The following is a 24574-nucleotide window of genomic DNA, read 5'->3' as shown; positions in this document are numbered from 1 at the left end:
TTTAGCCCTCCGGCATTCTGGTTTAATAATAAAACTACATATTCTTTGACTCCGATGGTTTAATAAAAAAACCAGTTTTATACGAAAATTCACCGAAAGGTGCGTTTTGAACGACTTAAAAATAAAAAAAGAGAGAGGTTCCCAGCGGATAATCCTCCCTCCATTCTTTGGTTTTGTTGGATTTCGCTTATCAATTTTGATAAACGAGACTTTGGTTTAATCTTTTTTCAAATCCGCGACGTTAACCCCGGTCTTTTCAGCGAGCTTCGTTCCGTATTCCGGATCACATTTGTAAAAATGTTTGAGATTGGCGACGATCAAACCTTTCGGAAGACCGCTCATCGTCGAAGCGATCGTTGAAGTCAGCCTTTCTCTTTCCTCCGTGCTCATCATCCGATACAAATCTCCAGCCTGAGAATAGTCGTCGTTCCCCTTGTGAGAATCATATCGATCCGCGTCACCCGAAATCTTCAACGGAGGTTCCGCAAAGGACGCGTCCTGAGTCGGTCCGTCAAAACCGTTCGGTTCATAGTTATCATAGTTTCCGTCGTATTGAAACTTAACGCTACCGTCTCTGTGATAAACGTTTACCGAGTTTCTAGCTTTGTTGACCGGAAGTTGTTGATACTGAACTCCCAAACGATATCGCTGCGCGTCCGGATATGCGAACAATCTTCCTTGTAACATCTTATCGGGAGACGCTCCGATACCCGGAGGCATGTTCGACGGGGAGAATGCGGCCTGCTCCACTTCTTCGAAATAATTTTTCGGATTCGCATTCAGTTCCATCACGCCGACTTCGATCAAAGGATAATCCTTATGAGACCATACCTTCGTCAGATCGAACGGATTGAACTTATACGTTTCCGCTTCCTTTTCGGGCATGATCTGAACGTTTAACTTCCATTTCGGAAATTCTTTTCTTTCGATCGCTTCGAACAAATCCCTGGTCGCATAATCCGGATCGGTTCCGGCTAACGCGGACGCTTTCTCCGCGGTGAGATTTTTGATCCCCTGCATGGACTTGAAGTGAAACTTCACCCAAAAACGTTCTCCCTTCGTATTCCAAAGTCCGAATGTATGACTTCCGTAACCGTTCATAAAACGATAACCGTCCGGGATTCCTCGATCGCCAAAAAGGATCGTCATCTGATGTAACGCTTCCGGAGCCTTTGCCCAATAATCCCACATACGAAACGGATTTTTATAACCCGTAACCGGATCTCTTTTTTGAGAATGAATGAAGTCCGGAAACTTCAAAGGATCTCTTTCGAAAAAAATCGGCGTGTTGTTTCCAACAAGATCCCAATTCCCTTCTTCCGTATAAAACTTGATCGCAAATCCTCTCGGATCTCTTTCCGTATCCGCAGAACCTTTTTCACCCGCAACCGTAGAGAATCGAAGAAACAACGGAGTTTGTTTTCCCGCTTTCGAAAAAACGGAAGCTCTGGAATATTTAGAAAGATCGTTTGTGATCGTCAAGGTTCCGTAAGCGCCCGCACCTTTTGCGTGAACCACTCTTTCCGGAATTCTTTCCCGATTGAAGTGTGCGAGTTTTTCGATCAGATGAGTGTCCTGGATGAGAATCGGACCCATTGCTCCTGCGGTGACCGAATGTTGATTTTGTGGAACCGGATGACCTCCGGCCGTGGTAAGTATTTTCTTACTCATTGTTTTTCTCCTTTTGTAAGTTGTGAAAGAAATAAGATCCAAAATTTGAAAAAGGATAAGAATCGATCGAAACGAACTCGGGTCGGCGTTCGACTTTGATTCGTGGAAGAATCTTCCAAAAGCGCGCTCACTTCCGTTCTTCCAAACATATTCGAAAATTGGAATGCGTTTTGACCTTTCGGATTTTTATAGTTGAGATCCGCTCCCGCTCGAAGAAGGAGTTCCACTACTTTCGCGTGACCTTTGAAAGCCGCTCCCATTAAGATCGAGTTCCCGCCGAGATCCGTAGAATTTACGTCTGCACCGACGGATATTAAAAAACGAACCGCTTCTTCTTGACCGTTGTAAGCGGCTAACATGAGTAAGGTGTAACCCTTTGTGTTCTTCTCTTCAAGGCCGCTTAAAGAACGAATTTGCATCCGCAACGAACCCACGTCTCCGTTTCTTGCAGAGTCGAAAGCCGGGTTTTCCGATCTCATACTTTTCTGATATTGGGTCCAGGCTTGTGAAAATTCGGAAAGGGCTTGCTGAGAAATTCTTCCTTGGTTCGAAACCGTGAAATCGGTTTGAGATTGAGAATTCATCGTAAAACCTCCTAAATCTAAGAATTCTTTCAAAATTTTACTTTTTTAAATAAATTCTTAATTTAGACTAATTCTAAAAAAAGAAAAAATTAGTTCAAGTCTTTTTTTAGAATCAGTCTAAATTATAGACAAAAAACGAGGCCTATAGGAGGCTGATCTCATGAAGGATTCTTACGAAAGAAGCAAGAAAATTCTGGAAGACGCCGGGATCAATGTGACGGTTCAAAGATTGCAGATGGCTAACCTATTGCTTTCCGAACCTCAACATCTTACGGCGGATCAGGTTTTTCAGTTGGTAAACGAACACATGCCGAACGCTTCTCGCGCGACTATATTCAATAATTTGAAATTGTTCGCCGAAAAAGGAATCGTAAACCTTCTCGAACTCAAGTCGGGAATCACTCTGTATGATTCCAATGTTGAAAATCATCACCACGCGATCGACGAGGAAACCGGAGAAATCTACGATATCGATCTGGATTCTAAACTTCAGGAAAGAATTCTTTCGGAACTGAAACACGACTTCGAATTAAAAACCGGCAGTTCTCTCGAGAATTGCAACCTTCTAATCACGCTTAAGGGCAGGAAAAAGTAAAAGATTCTTCCCCGTTTCCGATTTTATGTCCTCAAAATCGTTATGGGATTTCGAAAATTCTCCGATCTTTTTAAAGGATCAGGAGAACCACTATGCTCAGAGGAATGTACACAGGCGCCAACGGGATGATCATTCAACAAACCCGCATGGACGTGATTTCCAACAATCTCGCCAACGTAGATAAAACCGCGTTTAAAAGAGATACCACCGTTTTCAAAACGTTTCCGGAACTCCTGCTCCATCGTTTCGACGAAGACGGCGTCGGAAAGGTTCCCATGGGCTCCTTCGATACGGCTCCGGTAGTCGGCAAACTCGGATTAGGCGGCGAAGTGAACGAGGTTTACACCCGTTTCGAACAAGGCGCCGTCAAAAAAACCGAGAACCCTTTCGATCTTATGCTTCAAGACAAACCCGGTAACGAACATCCTGCATTCTTCAGCGTTATGACAAACCGCGGCGAAAGACTTTCCAGAAGCGGCGCCTTTGTTATGGATACGAACGGCTATCTCGTGACTCCTCAAGGTTTTCCTTTGATGGGTGAGAATGGTCCGATTCGAGTCGCAAGAGGAAACTTTTTGATCAAAGAAAACGGCGAGGTTTGGATCAACGGTGAAATCGGAAACGACCCTATAAACGGAACCTCACTTGATAAGAATCGTTTTGAAACTCCCGTTCTATTAGATAAACTTAAAATTAGAACCGTTGAAAATCCGCGCCACTTGGACAAAGAAGGTGATTCTTTTTACGCCGACACCCCCGAGTCCGGTGAACCGGTTCCCTTTGATCTCAAGGACGAGCCTTCTATCCTACAAGGTTATCTAGAAGCGTCTAACGTGAGCGTTGTTACGGAGATGGTTGAAATGATCGAAGTCAACCGTTCTTATGAAGCGAACCAGAAGACAGTTCAGACTCAAGATTCTCTTTTAGGAAAATTGATCAACGAAGTGTTGCGTTAGGGATTTCTTCTGTATAATCCGCACATTCTTCCGAGTCTTCTCTTTCGCTTCTGAAGCAAGAGAAGGACTCTGGAGGACTGACTTGCGGCCTACTTTGACATCCTGAACAGGAGTAGATGAAGGTGATGAAGCACTCAAGCCACTACTCTCTCCAGCCTCAATTCCTCTCTCTTTCTTCACCGCACTCACAAGCTCTTCAGCACCAAAGGCTTTTAAGTTCTTGAAGAAACAAAATTCATTGAGATATAGCTGAGAATATTCAGGTCGAACATATCCGTACTCGGAGAAAGCCTGTTTAATCACTCTGTGATTCCCTTCAGCATACTGAATGTGAACTCCATCTTTACTCCATCGATTCCTCGCCCACTGATATCGTGAGTCCTTAGATCGCGCTGAGTGATTTACCATTCGATGGTTCTCATAAACTGATCCGAGCCACGTATAAGCACTGTCAGTAAACACTGGAGTTGAATGCGGAAGGTTTTTGAGGAAGAGCGGACCGAGAGTATTCATCTTCTGATCAGGAATTGAATCCAGAATTAACGCTCCATCACTCGTCGCAATTGTCTGAACTAACGTGCCAATTTGCTTGCCACCGAGTTTGTCGCTCATATAAATGGACGCTGTAGAACCGCCGTGTTTGTGCCTTCTGCGGCCTTTGTTGGCTCTCTGAGAGGCTGAGAACAGCACTAAGGTATCGGCGTTAACTTGTGTCTTACCCTTTAAAGCTTTCTTCATCGCCTTACCTGGAGTAGTCACATGATTAAAACTCTTATTCTTTCTCTTAAGTGAGTCCTCCAGGTAAGCTTTTGAGCTTAAGTCCGGAGCTTCTGGAAGTTGAAAATTTTGAAACTGTTGATTCAGCTTTTGGAATATTAGATTTCTGAATATGTCGCGTTGTTCGGTTGCGAACAACTGAACTCTTCTCTTTAACAGTAAGGCAGTCTTGTAAGACACCCCTACTTTTCTTTGAATCTCTGAAGCAGTTAGGACTTTCGGACTTCTGAGGTAAGCTTCATTCAATACATATCCAAATGTCCAGAGCGGTAGTTTAAAGTGATGCAAGGGAGTGAAGGAAAGCCTGGATGCTTGATGATGGCAGACTTCACAGCGAATCAAATACTCTCTTGTGCTTACTCGCTTCCGAAGTTGTATGTCACAGTCAGGACAGTATTTAGGGTAGAAGGTATCTAAGAAGTAATCAGTGAGTTCTGAGTAGTATTCCGTGTTGATCGGGATAGAAGAGTCAGGTGTTAAAGGTGATTTGTGTGGATTGGATAGAGAGAATATAGCCTTTTTGAATAATCTCTCTCCAGTCCTGTGTAATCCTAAGGAATTCATATTTTCAAACCTGAAATCAGGATCGATTCAAATATTCTGAACGCCTTAATCAAGTCATTTTAAAGATGAAAGTCGAGATTTTTAATTTTCTTCTCGATGAACTGAACGATCGACTAACCTATTTTTAACGAAAAGTGCAGTTGAAACTTAACGGACTAATCAAAGAATTCTATTCAAATAACTTGAAATTTATAGCACCAATAACCGATCCGCGTCGTAAAGGAAGGTGCCACCATTCTCTTCTCTCATTTTTACCATCACCTATATTTTTAATATAGAGGTTGGTAGAAAACACCATTGATTACGACGTTAAATAACTCAGAAACTTGTGAACAAGCTCAGTGCGAAAATCGAACACTTTGATGTGTTCGAGTCGGTCAACACAATCAAAACAAAATTTAGAGTAGAAAAACAAATAAGAAATAATTCCGATCAATTAAAGAATAGATACTAACCTCTTCAATTCAGATCATTTTGGAAGTCTTGAAATTCGGAACACATCACCAGAATCACAAAAGGAATTATCGAACTACATCTGTGGAATTCAATATAAACTCAGATCCGTTGAATCCGTAATTGTAGTTTGTAATTTTACTCGGATCTTGATCTCCTTCCACGGGCGGGCTGTCTGCGATCGTAATTATAGGGCGGCCAGAATATTGGCCAAAAGAAGCTCTCCTCGAACCGGCTTCGCTAAAAATCAGCTTAAACCCACCCCCTTTCTCTTCGAAAACAAAAACACGATTGTAACGTTCGGCTTCAAAGCATCCTTTGCATTCGTCGTAATCGGACTTATTGGAGGTAATCATTACATGATATTTAACTTTCTTAAACGTAAAAGAATCGAAACTCGTGAATTCAGGATCAACATCATCGATGATTTCTTGACTTAGGAATTCGAAAATCTTAATTTTCTTTCGATTCGGTTCGTTCACTCTGGCATACAAAGATGCGTAATGAGTGGAGACTTCTACGGATTCAGCAGGTACATAACAATCAGCCGAAAGAGTAACCTGGAGATCCGCATACCAGTCCGCTAAAGAAGCGGATTGCTTGACGATATGAAAATAAATCTTTCCGTCCTTGGACAAATATCTGGATTGTATCAGATAAAACTGATTCGCTGTAAGCTGATCGTTTGCAGATCTTTGCAGTTTACCGTTTTGCTTTTTAAAAATAAATTTCGGTTCTTTTTTAAGAAAAACCCAACCAGTTTCATTCGCTTCCGAATCTTCAACAAAAGAAAAACTATCCGGCGAGTCCCCCATCGAAAGATACGGGGTAAATACGAATCCGACCTTATCGTTTTTAGATTTAACTTTAGCCCAATGACCCAATTTACCGTTTACGGGAACGGCACTGGTTCCTTCTTCCAGAATTTCCACGATATCCTTCGTATGAAGTTTCTCTAAAATTGCACCCGAAAGACTGGGTTCGCTACGTAGAAACAAGGAAGTTGCGATCGTCATTCCGAATTTCGGCTTCTTCAATTTGAGAAACAGCAATTTCGATTTAGAATCCTTTTTATAACGGGCTTCTTCTAAATATCCGACCTGCCCTTCCTTTTTAATTTTATACCAATTACTAACACCGGGGCTTTCTTGATTGAGAACTTGTTCCAGAATGACAAAATTCGAATTCCCCTTAAGTTCAAACACAATCGGGCTCTTCGTATCCGGCTTGGAATAAACCGCAGAATTCGCGCTATAGGTATAACCTGAACCTTGAAAACTTCTACAATCAATTACGAAAAAAAGCACAACGGCCATGTTCAGAAAAATTCTTACTGCAAACTTAAGCTTCATACGGAATCCAATCTCCAAGTAAAATATTAAAAATATTTTCAAATCTTAAAACGATAAAAACCACAAAGGATTTTCACAAACGATGCGGTCTCTCATACAGATAGCAGAGGACCGAAATTCATCAAGGTCTAATTGCGATGGGAGTAAACAGTTTTACCATCGCTTATATAATATATATGAGGATGGTATAAAGCACCATGCTTTATGACGCCGACCTTAGAAGAAAAGAAAAAATGAAATGCTCAAAAGGTCGTCTTATCGAAAAAAACGAGGATCCATCGAATGCAATTCTCTTAAATCAATCCCGAGACAGAATGCAGGAAATATAAAGCGAACTGGCTTTCTCAGGTTCTCATTTTGCGAAACTTTAAGGACAGTATCGACCGAAGCGAGTATAAAAGAAAGCGAATTCAAAAATAGTACAGTTAATTTAAAAGCACAAAAAATATTCTAAAATTCAACTCGCCAGAACTACATCAAGGTACGATTCTAATTTTCTGATAAATATAATCACTTATAGAACACAAAGTCGTATTCAATCCGCAATAGATAGTATCTCCAACATTATAACCTTCTAATATTTTCGGGTCATTAGGATAATAACTTGCGGGAACAGTTTTAATTAAAACTGGTTGCTTCGTAGAATCTGACTCTATATACCAAACGTTTGAATTAATGCTCCCTGAAGGACATTTGCACTGTAATTTAGCTCCGGCCGAAATAGTAGTCGTACCAACTGGAATTAAACTGGATGTATTTAAGTTGTATAAGATTGAAACAGAAGATTGCTGAAAACAATTCACACTGCTTGAATTCATAACAGCATTCGGCAACTGACATTTCTGTTGATTGTCAATCGAATTTTGAATCAATGGCCAAAGATTAGAATCGATTCCGCTATCACTTTTAGGTTTACACACTAAGCAAAAACCAATTGAAAGAAATAGAACAATAAGTTTAACATTATGGATTCGCATCACATACCTCTTGAGAATAAATTTGTGGATAAGACAATGGAGAATTTGCAAGACCAATATTCATACAACCGTTCTCAAAGTTCTGGCGCATATCCAACATAAACGGACCGTGCCAGTATGGATCAGATGTTGGATATCCTAAAGACGAGTTTGTTTCCCCTACAGATTGATATAAATTCAAAAATTTATCAGGAACCCAATAAGCATCCCCGTTATTTCGTGCATACACTCTAACAAGATAAGGAAAGAAAGGCCAAGCCACATAACGCACAAATTCCTTATATGCTCCCGTAGTTCCAATCATTGTAGGCTCTATCGAAAAAGCTTCAAATTGATCAACGCCATTCGCGATCGCTTTAGCATCAATTCGCTTTCCGATTTCTAATGTTCCACGAATCGCTTCATTCATTGAAAGAATATTTTTTATCGCCATAACTTTAGCGATGTGAGATCCCCAACGTTTTTGTCCAATTACGGAGAAATGAACCGCATCGAACGACGCTAAATTGTAATTTGCAGGATCAAAAGAAAGAGGAAAAGAATCTTCAATCGAAATTAATGGATTATCACCTAACATGTAGATTCCAAAATCCTGACCCAATTTCGCGGCCAATCTTCCAGCAAATGCCGTAAATATATAAGCCATCCTCAACATGCGTTTCCCATCAAGTATTTGATCAGGTTGTTCGAGCAACCCATCGGTAGCCCAAGCAATAGCAGGAATACTCACGACAACGGGCCTTCCGTTATCGCGAACTACTTGATATGTTAACGTTGAAGTAGACAATACTGAGTCTTCAACAAGCAATTCTGACTGCCAAACCCACCAAAGCTCAGTATAATTATTCGTTCTTCCATTGATTAGATCCGAAATGAAGCCGAATGGGTTCGTAACCAAAGCAATAAGCCACATATACAATTTGGCCTGACCTTCCAATTTAAAAAGCTGTCGCATTCCCCCAATTATATCGTTTCCACCAGCATGGATAAAAGTTGGTCCAATCGATCGCCAAGTTGTAAGATAATTTATTTCATTACAATACTTCAATAAACCAACCATTTCTTTTGCGGTTTTACCTGGATAACTCTGCTGATATACTTTTCCGCCTTTATTAACTGGATTATTTTCATCCCTATCTAATACGAAATCCGTTAAATCATTGTCTGCTTGAAGTCTTGCATCAATTATATTATTTGCCCTTTGTTCTTGAGGCCCTCCGAGGGTTCCACCAAATCCAGACGTACCTGTAAAAAAATAAAGTCGGCTATCACCAAATAATGTAAATGAAGCTCCGCCATTCGCAAGGTATCCGGTACAATGAATTGGAAACCTAATAGTATTGTTTCCTTCTAAATTAAAATGGGGAGAGGTTGAAAACATTTCGAAGAACGCGTTTGGAGGAAAAAAAGGTGGTGTTGCATTTAATATGGTAACAGGCAACAAGCAAACAGTAATAAAAAGAATTTTTAAATATGATTTCATTGTTTCCTTCAATTTTTAATTTAATTTTTTCAGGTGTTCTCTTCGGATTTGAATCAAAACTTTTGTTTCCGATTCCAAAAACTCTCGAAAGCGCGTATCCAATTCTTCAGAAGATCCTTCTAACACTTCTTTTCTTTTTTGAATCTGATAGAAGAGAAGTTTTGTATTTTCGCGAATATATTCCGAAGGCATCGAAGATAACTTTGAATTCGTATTTTCAATTGCTTGAATCATATAAATCTCGGCTTTAGCCCCAACATTTTTCGTAATTCGTTTGTAGATTTCTTGCATTTCCTTTGTAAATTGGAAATATTTTTCCGATCCCGCAATTCCTTCCGATTCAAGGTAAACGAGATAATCGTTATAATACTGAGTTTCCTCGGCTTGAGGCTTAAAGCGAATATCCGTTTCTTGTTCGGGATAAACGCACGGAGAAGGATTACAATAAGAAGAAGCTTTATCTTTAAACTCTTGGGCTTTACTGATAGCGTTTTGATCAACAATTAATGGAGAACCGTATCTACTCCTTAACAAGTTAACTTGAAAGTTTCTAAGCTCAGTTTTTTTGTTTAGATCCAAGAATGGTGTCGTTACACTATTCGGATCAAAAGTAGAAGAGCTACAACCTGTCGAACCTAAAATGCACTCCCCCACTCCAGTTAAATTGTAAACAGCTTTAGAAACTGGAACTTCGTTGTCCTGAAGAATATTATAATTCTCTGAAATAAATATATCAGATCGAACTATCGAATTTTCATCTGTTCCGCATTGCCAACGATACGAACAAGTTTTAGAAGTACAAATCCAATCGGGTTCTTTCAAAAGGTAAATAACATTCCCAGATAATGCAAGATCGGAAATATCGGCCTTCGAACAATCAGAAACATCCGAGTTCACAAGTAAATCGATAGGTTTGTCGTAATACTCGGTTGAAAGATTCGCTCCAGATCGACTTGCATCAAAATTTCCTAAAACATTGTTAACTCCGCCAATCCATTCTTTCTTGTAACTCTTGGCAAAATCGTACTGTCCGGAAACAGGTCGTAATTGAAGCGTATTCCGTGATAATTTCTTATCATACGCGGGCGAGTCCGTTCGATTTATTAAAGGAATCTTGGAGAAAACTCCGTGAGCTAAGAAAGATTCTGCTTGAGAATCATTCTGGTTCAAAAAATAAATAAAATCAATGCCAGGTTCAAACTTTGGCATTCCATAACTTTCTACAGTAAGACTTCCAACTGACCCTCCGGGTGAAAGGTAATTGATCGAAGCCAGACTTTTAGGATTTAGTATCGATTTCTGAACAGCAATTCTACCGATTGTCACAAGTTGGTGAATACCTGATCCAACATAAGCAATCGTTGTATTTTGAAGGTCTTCTCTTCCAATAACTACTTGTGCGCTTTTTTTCAGTGCGAGGTTCATCTCGCGACCTGCGATTTCTGAAATTCGATTATAGATATCCGGTTCGAATTCAGCTCCTCCAAAATGTCGAAAAACAGGTCTGTAATCCGAACTCGAAACGAATGAGTCTAACGGTGAGATTTCTAAATAATATTCGTATATTTTATCGCCGACTAAATTGGACGAAACCGGAATTGAAATCCGATTAAGATCAGTGATACTATTATTAACAATACTTTCATAACCGTAATTTGCGATTGCATCCGAAGACAGCAATACCTGAATTTCTTTGATGCTTCCTGAATTCACGCTCTTTGATGAAACTAATGCTACATCTCCGTTAGTTAAGGAAGAGAGTTCAAAAGAAGAAGTCGAAGAATTTACCGGAATAGTAGTACCGTTTGTATAAACGATTTTTACTGAATTGATTTTTATAGTTCCACTTTTCAAAACGTCCGTTTCTGTTTGCGAAACCTGAAATCCATTTAAAGAAAGTCGAACGTTTCTATTGTCAACGTTGGTTTTGTTAAACTTAACTTCAAAAGCTATGTTTTTCGGATTTGGTAATACTACCGCTCCGCCTGTAGGACTATCATAAAAGCGAAGGTTAATAATTCTCCCATTTCGAACAGTGAAAGGTGTATTTGAAACTATGGAAGGTGAATCAATATCTATATTATAGATTCTATTATTGATATTGATATAACCCTGTGATTTGAAATCCACTTTTAGACTTGTATAATCGCCCGCTCGAAGTCCAATAAATGGCATTCCAAATACTCGTCCGTCCGCCACACGAATATAAACAGGTTTCGGAGTTTGAATCTTTTTAGAATTATTTTTATTACTCGATACGACATTGATTTCGCTAATGAATAATTGAATCCACTGAACGTCGCTTACCGTTCCGAGTCCGATCATAGAAATACGATTTCCAACTTGATTCAGCCTCAATTCGGTTTTTATACCTTGTGGAGCATTGAAAGGTTGCTCTTCGTCGGAAGATAATTTTAATCGGAACAACGCCTTTCCTTGTTGTGGTTTGATAATGCCGCCATTATTTCCGCCGATTCCATCGATAAAATCTAAGGGCGTGCCGTTTGTTTCGTTATCGGAACCCGACTGAACTACACCACTTTGCCGATCGAAAGAACCCAACATTGCTAAATTCTTAAAATCAGCTCCTGATTTCCCTTGGGAACCGCAACCGGATACGACAAAGAAAACAATTAGTCCTAATAATACCTTTTTAATCATCACTATCTAACCTTGATTTTAGAAATTAATTTCAGAAACAAAAACCAAGTAGAGACAAGAACAGCCGCAGACATTATCCAAATGTCTGGTATCGGCTTTTCCTGATTCTCTTCGGTTGTGTCTTCTGAAGGAGAGGAAATCATCGGATCTGACGGGAACTTTCTATTGATCTTCTTTTTTTTGAGTTCTGTGATTTTATCTTTTAGGTCGTCATTGATTAAATAACCTGCATCTGCTTTTTGGTAATCTTTAAGCGCAGAACGATAGACCTTTTTCTCATTTTGAGAGTCACCATTTTGTTCATACTTTAAATATTTCGAATATTTCTTTGGTTGAATTTCGGATTCATTCGAAGTCCAATCGATAACGTCCGCGTATAATATGTGTGCTGAAATGAGGGAAATAAAAAGAAAAATAAAATTCTGAGTTTTCATATCAGTATGCAGCAACCCCATGACCGAATCTTCTAACAGGCATCGTTGAATTCAATTTGCTCCAAGACGAACCTGCGCCACCCGGATTTTTTAAAACATAAATGTCTGAAGAAGGAACATTTACGTTAACCGCACCACCAGTCACATACACCAAGTCCTGACTCGAATCATAATAGGTCCCGGGAGCATATATGGCTACCGGAAGTGTTGGTCCTGCCGCTATTGTATTCGGTACTGGATCGAATATTTCAACGGAGGACAAAGGATTGATTGCGTTAGGAGGTTGCAATAAATCAGTTTGCGAAGAGCCTCCAATAAAAATAGCAAGAGACCGCTTTGGATTGAGTTTGAAATCGTCTGAACAAGCGACTCCTTGTCCAAATCGACCGATCAATAAATCAGCTTCATCTCTTAACGTTGTCGTATTTAATCCTGCACTATAACTGTCTTGAGTTACAGACATAGTTCCATTCGCTGGATTCCTTCCGCCTGAAAGTAAAATGCTTCCACCTAAAACACAAGAGGACGCATTTATTCTATCCAAGAGCGGTGTAGCGATTGTAATCGTTGTCCAAGAACCCAATCCGATCGAAGGATCAAATCGATAAATCGAAAATGGAGGGAGAGTCCCTGTGGTCATATCAGGCGTCGTAGATCCTCCGAATAGGAAAACATAACCGTTCAATGAAACGCCAGTATGACCTTGAAGCGGCACGGGCATATCTGTAAGTCTCGTCCATTGGTTTGACCTTGGATCGTATGATTCTACGATACTTGTTGTCGTGGTTACTGATCTACCGCCAAAAACGATAATTTTTCCAAGATGACTTAAAACTACCGAAGAGTGTCGAGGGGTTGGTACAGAAGTAATATTCGCAATCCAAGTATTTTGAGATGGAATAAAAGCATCTACCTGTGCAATCGGAGATAATTGATCTCCAAATCCTCCGATATGGTAAACGATTTTCTGTGCTGGCTCTTCGATAGTCCCAATTAGAGAATTTTTCGTGTAGTCTGAATTCCCACCACAGCTTACAAGAAACTTATCCCCAGTGCTTACCGAAGTCAGAGTTACAGTATGAAATTTAGATTTGAATGGAACTTCAATCAGGCCAAAGGTTTTTCCAAGGAGTAATATTCTCGATTTCGATTCTTCACTGCAAAGCCACTCGATTCGGGCAGTGTCTCCATTTCGCTCTGCCATTCGAAACCAAATCGCTTTGGATTCATTATTCTTTTGGTTTTCTTCGATAGGATTTGCGACACATTGTATTAAATTAAAAACAATTGTAAAGAGCATGATTCGAATTTTCATAATCGAATCCCCGTTCCTAAGGAAACTTCTTGATATGCGACTCCCTTAGTTCTTCCAGATATGCTTCCAACAGAATAACCTGTATCGAAATAAAATTGATCCGTAATCATCGCACGGATTCCGAGTGTTAGAGAACCGCTATAGACGTATGGAGAAATGGATTCTTCCGTGTCTTTAAGCAATAATACACCTCCACCAGCTCTCAGCCGCGCGAACGGTTGCAATTGTCTTCCTTCTCGAAAATAGTAAGAATATGAAAGGTGGGCTAAGTAAGCGTCAAATTGAACTCCCTCCCCTTTTTTATTTTGTGAAGAAAGTCCCTCAAGAGTAAGACCAAATTTACCGTATCGATCAAAATTAAGAATCCCCGGATCAAACTGGATTCTTAAAAATCCAAAGTTGCGTTGCAGTGATTGATTTGAACTGAGAAAGGCAGCGGGACCGATACTAATCGTTAAATAATTTAATTTCGCACGATTACTTATAAGGTACTTTGGATTTGGAGAAAAGTCGGGGTCTCTAATCCCTTCGAGTTTTAAAATTTTACTTTGGGATAACCTGATTAAGCCCAAATCGGTTTGAATCACGATAATATCGTTTTTGTTTTCAACGATATACCCACGGATCAATGTCCCTCCCTGCACGGAAGCGGAAATTACCGCAAAAGATCGATCCACATCTTTAGAGTCGCTTTTAATCGATTCTACGGATTCCCGGGGAAATGAATACTTCTGACCTTTCCAAAGGAATATAACCTCTTCGGAAGTCTGAGAAATAATTACTCCGAAAAATACTTCATCTCCAACCCGGATTTCTTCTGCCCAAATGACCGAACCGAGAAAAAACAGTGCAATTACCAAAATTTTATACATTTCTGCCCAAGATACCCCAACTCCGGCCCCTCTAGGCAAAAGTGTGTCTCAGTGGCATCAAATTTAACCTATCCCTCGAAGACAATTTTATTTGTATTTTCGTAAAAAACTTTTTAAAAAGAAACGTTAAGCGAAATGAAACTTCAAGTAATTGGTTACTTATCTAATGCGGTTTATTCTGGAAAAAAATTAATGAGTGGGAACTTTTTGAAGAATTGTTAGGTGCTAAAATATAAATTGATAATCAAAAAATAATTTTAAACATTAATCATACGGAAATTTAAAAACAAAACACATTATAGAATGTTTATATCTTCATTTGCAACTTATTCATTTGTAAATTTAGTTTAACGAATATAATCAAGTTCAAAAAACAAAGCTCTCTTCAGGGCTTCCATATTTGACGATGCACGATGAAGTTGATCGTAGCCTTCATAGAGCTTCTGTGATCGTAAACCCAGTCCAGATTCAGCAATGCTTCGATTTTTCTGTTCAATGGTTCCTTGAATTTTACCAAGTAATAGAATCAGGACTTCTTCTTCGTGGTCAAATGCCGCCAATGGATTCATTCGATGTAATAGTTCTTCGACTTGGTATTTTGTAGTCTGGAATTAGAGTGATTCTATTAAAGTTGAATTCAGAATAATCGCGCACCGAGCGCAGACTGGTTTCTTTTCAATTTCTTTAGGATAAAATTGAATCAGCTCTTCCATATCTTCGAATTCTACTGCAACTTGCAATTCATTGTCTGGATGCCTTAATTCTTTACAAAGACTATATCCATCATAGTTTTCCAAAGAAAAAATATGCTGAACACTCTGGTTTTTATAAGATCGCAAGAAATACACTTACAGCTCCTTTAATTCGATTTCTGAATCGAATTCTTTATTAGTATTAATAAAAGCATTAAATTTTCTTAATATGATCTTCGGCATTGCTCGCATATATTATTCTTCATTTTCTAACTTGAATTTTTGCAGATTTTCCATTATGTCTTATTCCAATTTTGTACTAATGATTTCTTGGTTTTTCCACATTTTCGGAACATATCATTTTATAAAAAATTATACTTATTGTATATTTAGCAACTAAATGTTTGTATTTTTAACTATCTCGGATATCATGCATCTTTATGGAAAATACAAATGTTGTTGGGTTGGAAAAGAATCTCCTCCTCGGAAAAGGATCAAATAGCTTTTCTCATTCGCTATTAGTAGCTCTTTGCAGGGAAGGCTATGAAATCCAAGTAGTTGACTGCGCAATCCGTTTCAAGGCGTACAGTGTCGCCGAAGCCACAAAGGGCTTTGAAACCTTCGTGCTGCATCAAATTCAAATTCAACGAGCTTTTACACCGTATCAACTTTTAGATTTTATGAATTCTCTCCTGGATTCCGAAGATCCAGAGCCACTAAAAGAACGACTCTTTATATTTTTAGCTCCCTCAAAACAGTTTTTCGACGGAGACGTAAAAAAGGATGAGAGAATCACTCTGCTCGATCGCTTAGTTGAGAAGTTCGTTCGGCTAAAAGAAAACGGGTTTCGATTTCTAATATCTGAATCAATCCAAAAATCCGATCCGATCTATCAAACGTATTTGCAAAAACTTAGCAGATCAATCGGTTCCACTGTAAAAGAAATCGCGGCTCAGGAGGTGCCAAACGATGGGACGGACAGTAACACCTTATTCACGCGAGATTGATGGAGCGACAGAACGCTTCAAAGACTTTCGACGCGCACTACCGAGAAAACATCAAGAAGCATTCGATGATATTATGCGAATCGCAAAAAGTCATCTGGCGGCAGGTGTAATGGCTTCGAATCCCTATTCGATCGAAACTATTCTTCTTTCTAATATCGTAGTATTGCGTGATGAATTGAACGATTTAAAGAAAAGACTGGAAAAGTATGAAGGAAAACAGCTTTGAAGGATTCTTAATCGATCTCTATGATTTAGAAGGAAACATCACACTTTGGATCAAAGGTGAAAGTGAACTCCGATCCTTTCATGACGTTTTCTACCCCACCTTCTATATTCATGGAAACGAGAGATATCAGAATAATTTCATCGCTCGCTTAATCGGACTACGCGCGCTTCTGCGACCTCCGAAACAACTGAATAAATTAGGATTCTATTCAAATAAGCCAGTGTCGGTCCTTGAAATATCACTCTCGGTTCCTTCAGTATTACGAAGAATCTATCACCGATTACATGCGTTTTATGAAAAGCTTGATATCTATCATTCGGATATTGAGCTTACAACCGCTTACATGTATGCAAAGAAGCTTTATCCGTTCGCAAGAGTCCAAGTCACGTATGAAGGTCAGAGACTAACTTCGATTAAGCCGCTCAGTGATTTACAAGATGCCGACTATGAAATTCCTAAACTGCGAACAATGGATCTCTATTTTAAACTCAACCATCGTATCGGTTATTCACAAGCAAATCCACTCGTCATTTCCACCGATGACGGATTCCATGAGGAACTCTTTTTTCCTAACGCAGTAGATCTTCTTCGCAGAATTAACGAGATCCTCAAAGAATTCGATCCAGACATTATTGTAAGCGCATTTGGCGATCAGGCCATCATGCCGTTCTTATTCTCTTTAGGTCAGCAACATCATTTTAAACTCCTGCTGGACCGAGATCCTGGAAGAATAACACGCAAAATTCAGACGAAAGGAACCTCCTTTGAGTCCTATGGACAAGTTATCTACCGTGCTCCTAACTATCCTTTATTTGGAAGACTCCACATCGATAGTTGTAATTCCTTCGTGTTCAAAGAATCCTATCTTCTCGGTATATTCGAACTCGCACGATTAAGCAGAATTCCTATTCAACGGATGGCACGCGCCTCCACCGGCACCGCATTGACGAATATCGAAATGGCGGTCGCACTGAAAAAGAATTATCTTGTCCCTTGGCAAAAATCGTCTCTGGAAAGATCGAAAACAGTCTATGAACTCATCCGAGTCGATAAAGGAGGACTCGTTACACTCCCCGATTTAAGCAGCGGATCTCTTTTAGAAAACGTTGCACAGTTAGATTTCGCTCAAATGTATCCTTCGATCATGAGTTCCTACAATATTAGTCCTGAAACTGTGAACTGTAGCTGTTGCGAAGACGATGAAACTAAAACCTACATTCCAGGAACGACGTATCATTGTTGTACTCGTCGTCGAGGAGTCGTTTCTGAGGCTTTAGAGGATATTCTCAAACGTCGTAAGTATTACAAAGACCAGATCGAGCTTAAATCCGAACGATCAGCGATTTACGACGCAAGACAAAACGCCTTAAAATGGATGCTCGTAACTTCTTTCGGTTATCTCGGATACCGCAATGCTAAATTCGGAAGATTAGAGAGCCACGAATCCGTTACAGCAATCGGACGAGAGGTATTGCTGATTGCTAAGGAAGTCACAGAAGATCTCGGATATACTTTTCTCCATGCCATTACTGATTCTCTGTTTATTTCAAAACTGGATTCAGCTCCTTTCACACGCGAGGAACTTCTTTTACTTTGCGCGGCGATTACCGAAAAAACGAAAATACAGCTAAAAATTGAAGGTATCTATGAATGGCTAATGTTCCCAGCTTCAAAAAACGATCACCAAATTGGAGTTGTAAATCGATACCTCGGAAAATTCTTGCAAGGTGAACTGAAAGTAAGAGGCATATTCGTTCGGCGAAAGGATATGCCTACATTCATCAAACGATTTCAAACCGAACTGTTAGAAACGATGCAATCGTGTTCAACGAAGAACGAGCTTTATGAAAAACGACCATTCTTAGACTCCTTGTATTTTCAATATGTGAAGGCACTCCTCGATGGTAAAATCGAAATAGGAGATCTCTTAATGAAAAGGACGATTTCGAAAAGCTCCGAAGAATACGTTGCGAAGAATTCTTCATCTCAGTCGTTAAACTCGTTAAATGCTCAAGGAATCAAGATAGAACCCGGGGAAAAAATCAAGTATCTGGTAGTTCAAGGCTGGAAACAAAAACGAGAATACCTTCCTGAAGAAATTGCTGTAAAAGTCACAGTTCGACCAAAAATTCACATCGAATTTTACAGAGATTTGTTAATTCAAGCCTTAGAAGAAGTCACTGAACACCTACAACCGCGCGAATATTTTAAAGCTCTCAGACAAAAACAATTGCTTTTACCTTTTAAACTTGTTAGTTAATAATTTATTATGTGTGGTAGATATTCGCTAAACGCCTCAGCGTCTCAGGTCATAGAATACTATAATCTAAGATATGAAACTGATCAAATCCGACGAGAATTCCGGGAAGAGAAAGAAGTTTTCCCGACACGGGTGGAGCCTGTTATTCAAAATTTAAACGGAAATCGCTCTTTGATTCATACACACTGGGGATTGAAAAACGTTGAAGTAAATGGAAAAATTCTAAAGAAACCAATAATTAATGCGACAATCGAAAAGATAAAATCCTATTGGAAATGGGCAAATGCGTTAGAGTCGAATCGGTGCATAATTCCAGCTACCGAATATTGGGAATGGAGTGAAACAATTCCAAAACCAAATAACCGATTTCGAATGAGTTTAGAAAACGAGGAGATCTTTTCGTTCGCCGGTTTAAACGTCCCATTTAAAGACGATGATGGAATGCAAAAAATTGGATTCGTAATAGTTACGATGCCAGCAAACAAGCATGTCGCACAAATTCACCACCGACAACCAGGATTGATACTGAAAAAAGATTTTGAGTCTTGGCTTGATGATTCTTCAAAAGATCCAGAGAAAATTATTTATCATGCCGAGGGAAATGAAATACAATTTGTTCATGAAGTTCAAAATATGAATAAAGATATTTTAAGAATAAATAAAAAGGAAAAAAGAGACGACAATTTAAAACTATTTTAAGATGACAAAGCAAATATAAATACAATCCAAAAATAAATCAAGCTAACCCGATCAATGAAATAGGTATCTAAATAAGTAATTGATCCCAAAATTCTAACTAACAAGCAACCTTATTAACTTCTAAGTGAATCGAATTCGAATTCAATAATCCTTTGTAGTAATTCATAATGGTTCTTTGAAAAAGCTATTCACTTCAAGTTTTAAATTAGCGTAACGTATAAATTTATTTTTCTCATCCAAATCCCAATCAACGGGAAGCTTAAGCAGTTTTTTGTCTTCATCTTTTGTAACTGTTGCGAGAATCCAATTTTTGCGGAGTATTTTTTCAATTCGAGCTATTGAAATCGACTTACCATTTTTAGCGGCCTCTTCGGCTTCACATTCGAGGCGCGATTGAAAGTAATGTTTTGGTACTACGTGTTCAAAAACGAGACCGGAGTATTTTTTGCCTTTTAATTGTCGATGAGCTTCAACACTTGCAAAGTGGGTATTATGATATTTGTTAGGATCTGGGAACAGACTCAACCAAGCATTTGAGAGAAACTTATTTCGCCCCTCCCGCAATCCTTTGCACAAGAGCGGATCTTGCCAATCAATGCCATTAAGCAATTTGGCATACACAGCTGATATTTTTGCAATTGAATCCATCGAAGACACCGTAGAGAAGAGCATACGAACTACAAGTAAATTTAATGTAAGAAGAGTCTTTCATTGAACGACTGTAAATCTGCAAAAAACTTTCTTAAATACTTTGTTGATTCCTTTCTCTTAAAAGGAAAATATTTTACGATAATTTTCGGATATCGATCAAATATAAATGTAATAAAACAGAGACCTTCGATTTTTTTCTGTAAATTCGATGGAATTGAACGAACTAATTGAGGGTGAGGAATATTATCGCAGAAAATTATGCAATTTGGAGATTCATAGTTAGATAATTGGGTTACTGCTTCTTGAATACCATTCTTAATAATTTTTACGAAATCGCTTTCAGATTTTCTCGAAAAACCAATAATTTGACCATTCATTCCTGCATCGATTTCTTTTGACAAAAAATAATCTACGCGCCCTATCAGCGGAATTTTAATAAATAATTTATCTTTTCTAATTCGCCTATTTAGTAATTCATATAGCCAATCACAATATAAATCGTATTTTGCAACAATATCTTCAATTACTTTTCCATCGACAATTTCATCCATACGATCGGAAGGTAAAAATCTAATATCTGAAATTTTATTTTTTAAGGCAAACCTCGAAATGACCTGCGATAATAAATCAGAAAGCACTCTTTTATTTTTATTCGCACTACTTATTCCAAGTGTTTTGATTTCTAAAGTTATTTTCCTTGAATCATCATAGATCACCTGCATATCAGGAGTCTTGTTTACTCCTGTTGGTAATAATCTAACAGACTTGTTATTTCGTATAAAGTAATAAGAGATCAAAAGCTCATTAAAAATTGAATAGAACTTCTCCTTTGATCGAAGTTTTCCTTCTATTTCGCGATCTAAACCAATTGATTCTTTACAACTTTTTATCACTAAGCCATGGAGAAATAAATTAAGTATATCATGTGTTCCATTTGCATTAATATGTCGAGAAATTGGATGTTCGCTGTCTAAATTCTCTGAAAACTCATTAACAAAGAAGAATATTTCTGATAAATCATTCTCATTTAATTTTAAGTTATAATCAACGATTAACTTTTGAATCTCATCATTGAGTATATAATACTTAATGCTGAAGAACGTTTGCATGAAGTTAGACGTTGTATTTTTTGTTTTTACGCTCAGGGATAATGTAAGCTGTTTCGATATGCTCCAAGACAGCAACGAGTAATTCCGTAATGATAAAGAATTGCTTGCTCGATTCTATCCAAACTTGCTGATCAAGAATCTCGTCTGTCTCATCAAGTGAAATTGAAATAGGAATTTATTTTGAATTTTCTTTATCAGAAAAGAACTTAATTGCAGAGAAAAGATGTGAATTTGATAAATGAACGTAACTTGATAGCATTCCGTAAAAGCTTTTGCCCGCCGGATATAAAACCTCTAATTCTTTAATCAGTTCTGCATCGGTCATTTTCTTACCATTATGGAGTTTCAGATTACGGATTTTTCCCCCAACAAAGAAGGTTTCTAAAAATTGATCGGCATCCTGCGCTTTGAAAAGCGCTACGGATCTGAGCAAGCTATCCAGTTGTAGTCGAATTAATGGAGCCGCACATTGATAATTGTTCGTTTCATGCAGGAGAATGAAGCCGCTAAGTAACGCACGAGCCCGCTTGAAGATTGTAATAATAAAAAGCTCATAAGTACTTTCAATGGGACTCTCATTCCTCTCTTCCATGAACTTTTTTGCCGAATCAAATAAATCAGCACGTTTTTGCTCCAGCATTTTGCGAGATTCTTCAAGTGTCATACAAGCTCAATTATATATACTCTAACTATTACTTAGTAACATTTGTTTATTTTCGGCAAAATCTGTTTTCAACTGCACGATCATCCTAAGAGAATACATTCGCTTTTTTAAACGTTAGCTTCAGTTTAAATTTTTTACAATGTTTTATTAATTTAAGACTAACAATCCGAAATAATCTTTAGATTATAAATAGTAAATTGAACTTAGTCATCAATCTTACGACCAACAGCAATATAATTATAAGGACTTTCATTATCATCGATATTCTTAGCTATAATTAATGCGTATTTTGCATAAGAGTTGTTAAATACTTGCGATTCCGCTGATTCAATAAACTCATATTTTCTGTGAATAGTTGAATCACTATACAAAACAAAAGCTAAACCATATTCTGATCCATAAGGGGGAGCGAAAATTAAAAAATTCTGTAAATCCTCAGCATCCCAGTTATTTGATATTTTCAATTTCATATGAGTGATAAAGTTAGTAATCTTTTCTTGATCAGTTGGAGAATATCGACTCAAAGCGACCCCAAGAACAGTCCAACCAGGCGTTGATCTTTCTTCTAACTTTATCAAAATATTTTTGAATATTTCACATATTTGCGGCCCAGGTTTAGGAACATCTATACCGGCATCCTTTGAAGAATAATAGTGATCGATAGGACTCGACATCATCGTTATATTTAAATTATCCTTACTATCTTCGTTAATATAACCATAACTAAAAAGAGTTCCAGAATAAAAACCTAAGTAATCTAATTCATCGCCAGTTATATTAACTTTTTCATCTAATAAAAGTTCAGTCCTTCGTTCGAAATAATGAATAATATGAACTGGATGATCAAGAAAATCGAATACAGTTTCGAAATCAGCTAAATTAAGAGTTGGACAAAGTTCAATGGATGATGGCATCCATTCAGTCGCTTTCAAATTTCCAATATTAGATTGTAAGGTTGCAAAATCTTCCAGCGAAACTGAAATACGAAGTATCTTATTTATATTTTTTAGATCAACTGGAAGTTTTTGTCTAAGCTCATCATCAACATTAGGATTTTCTATTAAATACTGAAGTCGCTCTTCAAGTCGTTTAGATTGAATTCCAGGGGAAATTATTATTTCCTTTATATGCCTCTTTATTCTATCGGGTGCGCCTCTTAATGCAGCTGAACTAATTCTATGAGATTTAGCTTCAATAATTATTGCATATACATCAATAAAAGTAATTAAATCTGTTTCGTATTGAGTATCTTTTTCAAACCAGTTAACCTTTGCAACCGTCGATATATCCGGAAAACGTTTCTTAACTATAGCTTCTATTTTTTGTTCTAAATAAACTGACCTTCTTACATGCAATGCATCTTTAAAATATTTTTCAATTAAGGAATCTAAAATTGTAAAGGAATTACTAAAAAATAAAATAGGTATCGGACAGAAATACGCATCATTAATCTTAATAATGGGTTTCTTCCAAATTGGGTTATCCAAGAAAAAAAACTCAGGATTGCTTTCTTCCAAATCTCCCGGTTCGTATGAGAAATAATCAAAGATCTGTTCTATAACTTTAGAATGTATTCCGCAACAGTCCGAAATTTCTTCTAATGAAAATGAAAATATTTCCGGGAGATTTTGATTTTCATAACTTAAAATCAAATTAAATAAAGCTTCTCGATTTAGAGACAACTTCGATATTACTTGATTAAGCTTATTTTCTTCGTTCGCATTTGCACCTCTGAACAAATTAAATCTTCGAATCATTTCGGAACGATTCGAAGATTTATACATATCTTTCAAACGATTTGAATGCTGGGTCATTAACTTTTCAGTCTGTGCTATCATACTTGAAAAGACATTAATTACTTCGGAAGGTGAAAACCCTACCTTCTCCTTGAGAAGGTTATCAAATTCACCGTATAACTCTAATAGTATTACTTTTACCTGACTAAAATATCCCCAATTTCGGATATTACTTGTATGATTCCGGATGAATTCTTGAAACATTACGATCCCCTTCTCTTTTTCCTCCAAATCAAAAACTTCGGGATTCATTCGTGAATACGAAAAAGTAATAAGTAAATCTTTTATTTTATCGTGGACTATTTGTAAATTGTGAGGTGGTAAAGGTTCTTTTCCCCACATGTCCTTTGGTAGCATTAAAGCAAGGGCTTGTAGAATTTCTATATGTGGTTGCTCAATTTCTCTTGTTTCGTCAACGGTTTCGACGCCGTTATCGTTTACTCCAATGCTAAGTGAATAAGCCGAAAAGAAGGAAAGAATAATTTCAGGACTGAATTCCTTTAAAATTTCGGTAAGCTCGAACAAAGTTTGTTCTAAGAGTATTTTATTTTGGGTACTCAACTTTGAAAAGAACTCTTTTTTCTCATCTATTGTAAGATTTACTAAAGGATTATCTAATGTTTGAATAATTGGAGGTTGAATTTTACTTTTTAGAAATTCAAATTTTTCATTCGTATTTTTTTTTATTCCTCCTTTCCTTCTGCTACTCTTTCTTCTCACCATTATTCTTCCGATTTTTCCTATAACTATTGATCAGATTAACTTTCCAATTTTAC

General features: G+C 37.9%; 20 protein-coding genes. 6 read left to right on the top strand and 14 right to left on the bottom strand.

Translation table 11 applies throughout. The features are described 5' to 3' along the window. Positions 1-216 precede the first annotated feature (216 nt). Both CH367_RS07990 and CH367_RS07985 read right to left on the bottom strand, forming a co-directional pair. Positions 217-1671, bottom strand: coding sequence for a catalase (locus CH367_RS07990; RefSeq protein ID WP_100761938.1), 1455 nt, complete (start codon positions 1669-1671; stop codon positions 217-219). After that, a complete protein-coding gene (locus tag CH367_RS07985) occupies positions 1668-2255 on the bottom strand; it encodes an ankyrin repeat domain-containing protein (protein ID WP_100761937.1) in 588 nt (195 codons plus the stop codon). Before CH367_RS07985 ends, CH367_RS07990 begins: the two co-directional genes overlap by 4 nt. Positions 2256-2415: 160 nt before the next feature. On the opposite strand from CH367_RS07985, the gene perRA reads away from it, so the two are divergent. Both perRA and CH367_RS07975 read left to right on the top strand, forming a co-directional pair. Beyond that, a complete protein-coding gene (perRA, locus tag CH367_RS07980; protein ID WP_100761936.1) occupies positions 2416-2850 on the top strand; it encodes a peroxide-responsive transcriptional repressor PerRA in 435 nt (144 codons plus the stop codon). Between the two features lie 92 nt (positions 2851-2942). Next, positions 2943-3806: a flagellar hook-basal body protein gene (locus tag CH367_RS07975; RefSeq protein ID WP_100761935.1), complete on the top strand. Its 864-nt coding sequence runs from the start codon at positions 2943-2945 to the stop codon at positions 3804-3806. Here the strand turns inward: CH367_RS07975 and CH367_RS07970 are convergent. The 8 genes from CH367_RS07970 to CH367_RS07930 all read right to left on the bottom strand — a co-directional run bounded on the left by CH367_RS07970 (position 3774) and on the right by CH367_RS07930 (position 15263). Next, positions 3774-4721 (bottom strand): transposase, encoded by a 948-nt coding sequence (locus tag CH367_RS07970; RefSeq protein ID WP_244284506.1) that lies wholly within the window; start codon positions 4719-4721, stop codon positions 3774-3776. The two genes, CH367_RS07975 and CH367_RS07970, sit on opposite strands and share 33 nt — an antisense overlap. Positions 4722-5668: 947 nt before the next feature. After that, positions 5669-6952, bottom strand: a complete 1284-nt coding sequence (locus tag CH367_RS07965) for an SH3 domain-containing protein (RefSeq protein ID WP_100761934.1) — start codon at positions 6950-6952, stop codon at positions 5669-5671. A 963-nt stretch (positions 6953-7915) separates the two neighbouring features. After that, on the bottom strand, positions 7916-9412 hold the full coding sequence (locus tag CH367_RS20980) for a hypothetical protein (RefSeq protein WP_244284505.1): 1497 nt from the start codon (positions 9410-9412) through the stop codon (positions 7916-7918). Between the two features lie 15 nt (positions 9413-9427). Next, entirely contained in the window at positions 9428-12073 is a 2646-nt protein-coding gene (locus CH367_RS07950) for a hypothetical protein (RefSeq protein ID WP_100761932.1), read from the bottom strand. Positions 12074-12075: 2 nt separating this feature from the next. Then, on the bottom strand, positions 12076-12528 hold the full coding sequence (locus CH367_RS07945) for a hypothetical protein (protein ID WP_165783242.1): 453 nt from the start codon (positions 12526-12528) through the stop codon (positions 12076-12078). Continuing rightward, the gene (locus tag CH367_RS07940) at positions 12509-13822 is read right to left on the bottom strand and encodes a Kelch repeat-containing protein (RefSeq protein WP_100761930.1); all 1314 of its coding nucleotides are present in this window, start codon (positions 13820-13822) and stop codon (positions 12509-12511) included. Before CH367_RS07940 ends, CH367_RS07945 begins: the two co-directional genes overlap by 20 nt. Beyond that, the gene (locus tag CH367_RS07935) at positions 13819-14694 is read right to left on the bottom strand and encodes a hypothetical protein (protein WP_100761929.1); all 876 of its coding nucleotides are present in this window, start codon (positions 14692-14694) and stop codon (positions 13819-13821) included. The genes CH367_RS07940 and CH367_RS07935 overlap by 4 nt, the downstream gene beginning before the upstream one ends. A gap of 347 nt (positions 14695-15041) precedes the next feature. Further along, positions 15042-15263 (bottom strand): hypothetical protein, encoded by a 222-nt coding sequence (locus CH367_RS07930; protein ID WP_100761928.1) that lies wholly within the window; start codon positions 15261-15263, stop codon positions 15042-15044. A 563-nt stretch (positions 15264-15826) separates the two neighbouring features. Here CH367_RS07930 and CH367_RS07920 point away from each other — a divergent pair. The 4 genes from CH367_RS07920 to CH367_RS07905 are packed head-to-tail and all read left to right on the top strand — an operon-like array spanning position 15827 to position 19578. Beyond that, positions 15827-16393: a hypothetical protein gene (locus CH367_RS07920; protein ID WP_100761926.1), complete on the top strand. Its 567-nt coding sequence runs from the start codon at positions 15827-15829 to the stop codon at positions 16391-16393. Then, a complete protein-coding gene (locus tag CH367_RS07915; protein ID WP_100761925.1) occupies positions 16356-16619 on the top strand; it encodes a DUF8156 family protein in 264 nt (87 codons plus the stop codon). Before CH367_RS07920 ends, CH367_RS07915 begins: the two co-directional genes overlap by 38 nt. After that, on the top strand, positions 16600-18879 hold the full coding sequence (locus CH367_RS07910) for a DNA polymerase domain-containing protein (RefSeq protein ID WP_100761924.1): 2280 nt from the start codon (positions 16600-16602) through the stop codon (positions 18877-18879). The genes CH367_RS07915 and CH367_RS07910 overlap by 20 nt, the downstream gene beginning before the upstream one ends. 9 nt (positions 18880-18888) lie before the next feature. Continuing rightward, positions 18889-19578 carry an SOS response-associated peptidase gene (locus CH367_RS07905; protein ID WP_100761923.1) on the top strand — a complete coding sequence of 230 codons (690 nt, stop codon included), beginning with the start codon at positions 18889-18891 and terminating at the stop codon, positions 19576-19578. A gap of 162 nt (positions 19579-19740) precedes the next feature. Here CH367_RS07905 and CH367_RS07900 read toward each other — a convergent pair whose 3' ends face one another. The 4 genes from CH367_RS07900 to CH367_RS07885 all read right to left on the bottom strand — a co-directional run bounded on the left by CH367_RS07900 (position 19741) and on the right by CH367_RS07885 (position 24521). Next, positions 19741-20226, bottom strand: a complete 486-nt coding sequence (locus CH367_RS07900; RefSeq protein WP_100761922.1) for a hypothetical protein — start codon at positions 20224-20226, stop codon at positions 19741-19743. Positions 20227-20267: 41 nt separating this feature from the next. Next, on the bottom strand, positions 20268-21338 hold the full coding sequence (locus CH367_RS07895) for a hypothetical protein (RefSeq protein ID WP_100762094.1): 1071 nt from the start codon (positions 21336-21338) through the stop codon (positions 20268-20270). A 175-nt stretch (positions 21339-21513) separates the two neighbouring features. Beyond that, on the bottom strand, positions 21514-22002 hold the full coding sequence (locus CH367_RS07890) for a hypothetical protein (protein WP_100761921.1): 489 nt from the start codon (positions 22000-22002) through the stop codon (positions 21514-21516). A gap of 203 nt (positions 22003-22205) precedes the next feature. Next, positions 22206-24521 (bottom strand): hypothetical protein, encoded by a 2316-nt coding sequence (locus CH367_RS07885; protein ID WP_244284504.1) that lies wholly within the window; start codon positions 24519-24521, stop codon positions 22206-22208. Positions 24522-24574 lie beyond the last annotated feature (53 nt).

Origin of the sequence: Leptospira barantonii (genome assembly GCF_002811925.1) — a bacterium.
Taxonomy (GTDB): domain Bacteria; phylum Spirochaetota; class Leptospiria; order Leptospirales; family Leptospiraceae; genus Leptospira; species Leptospira barantonii.
Note: the sequence above shows the minus strand (reverse complement) of the source record. Positions and strands in the feature narration are given on the sequence as shown.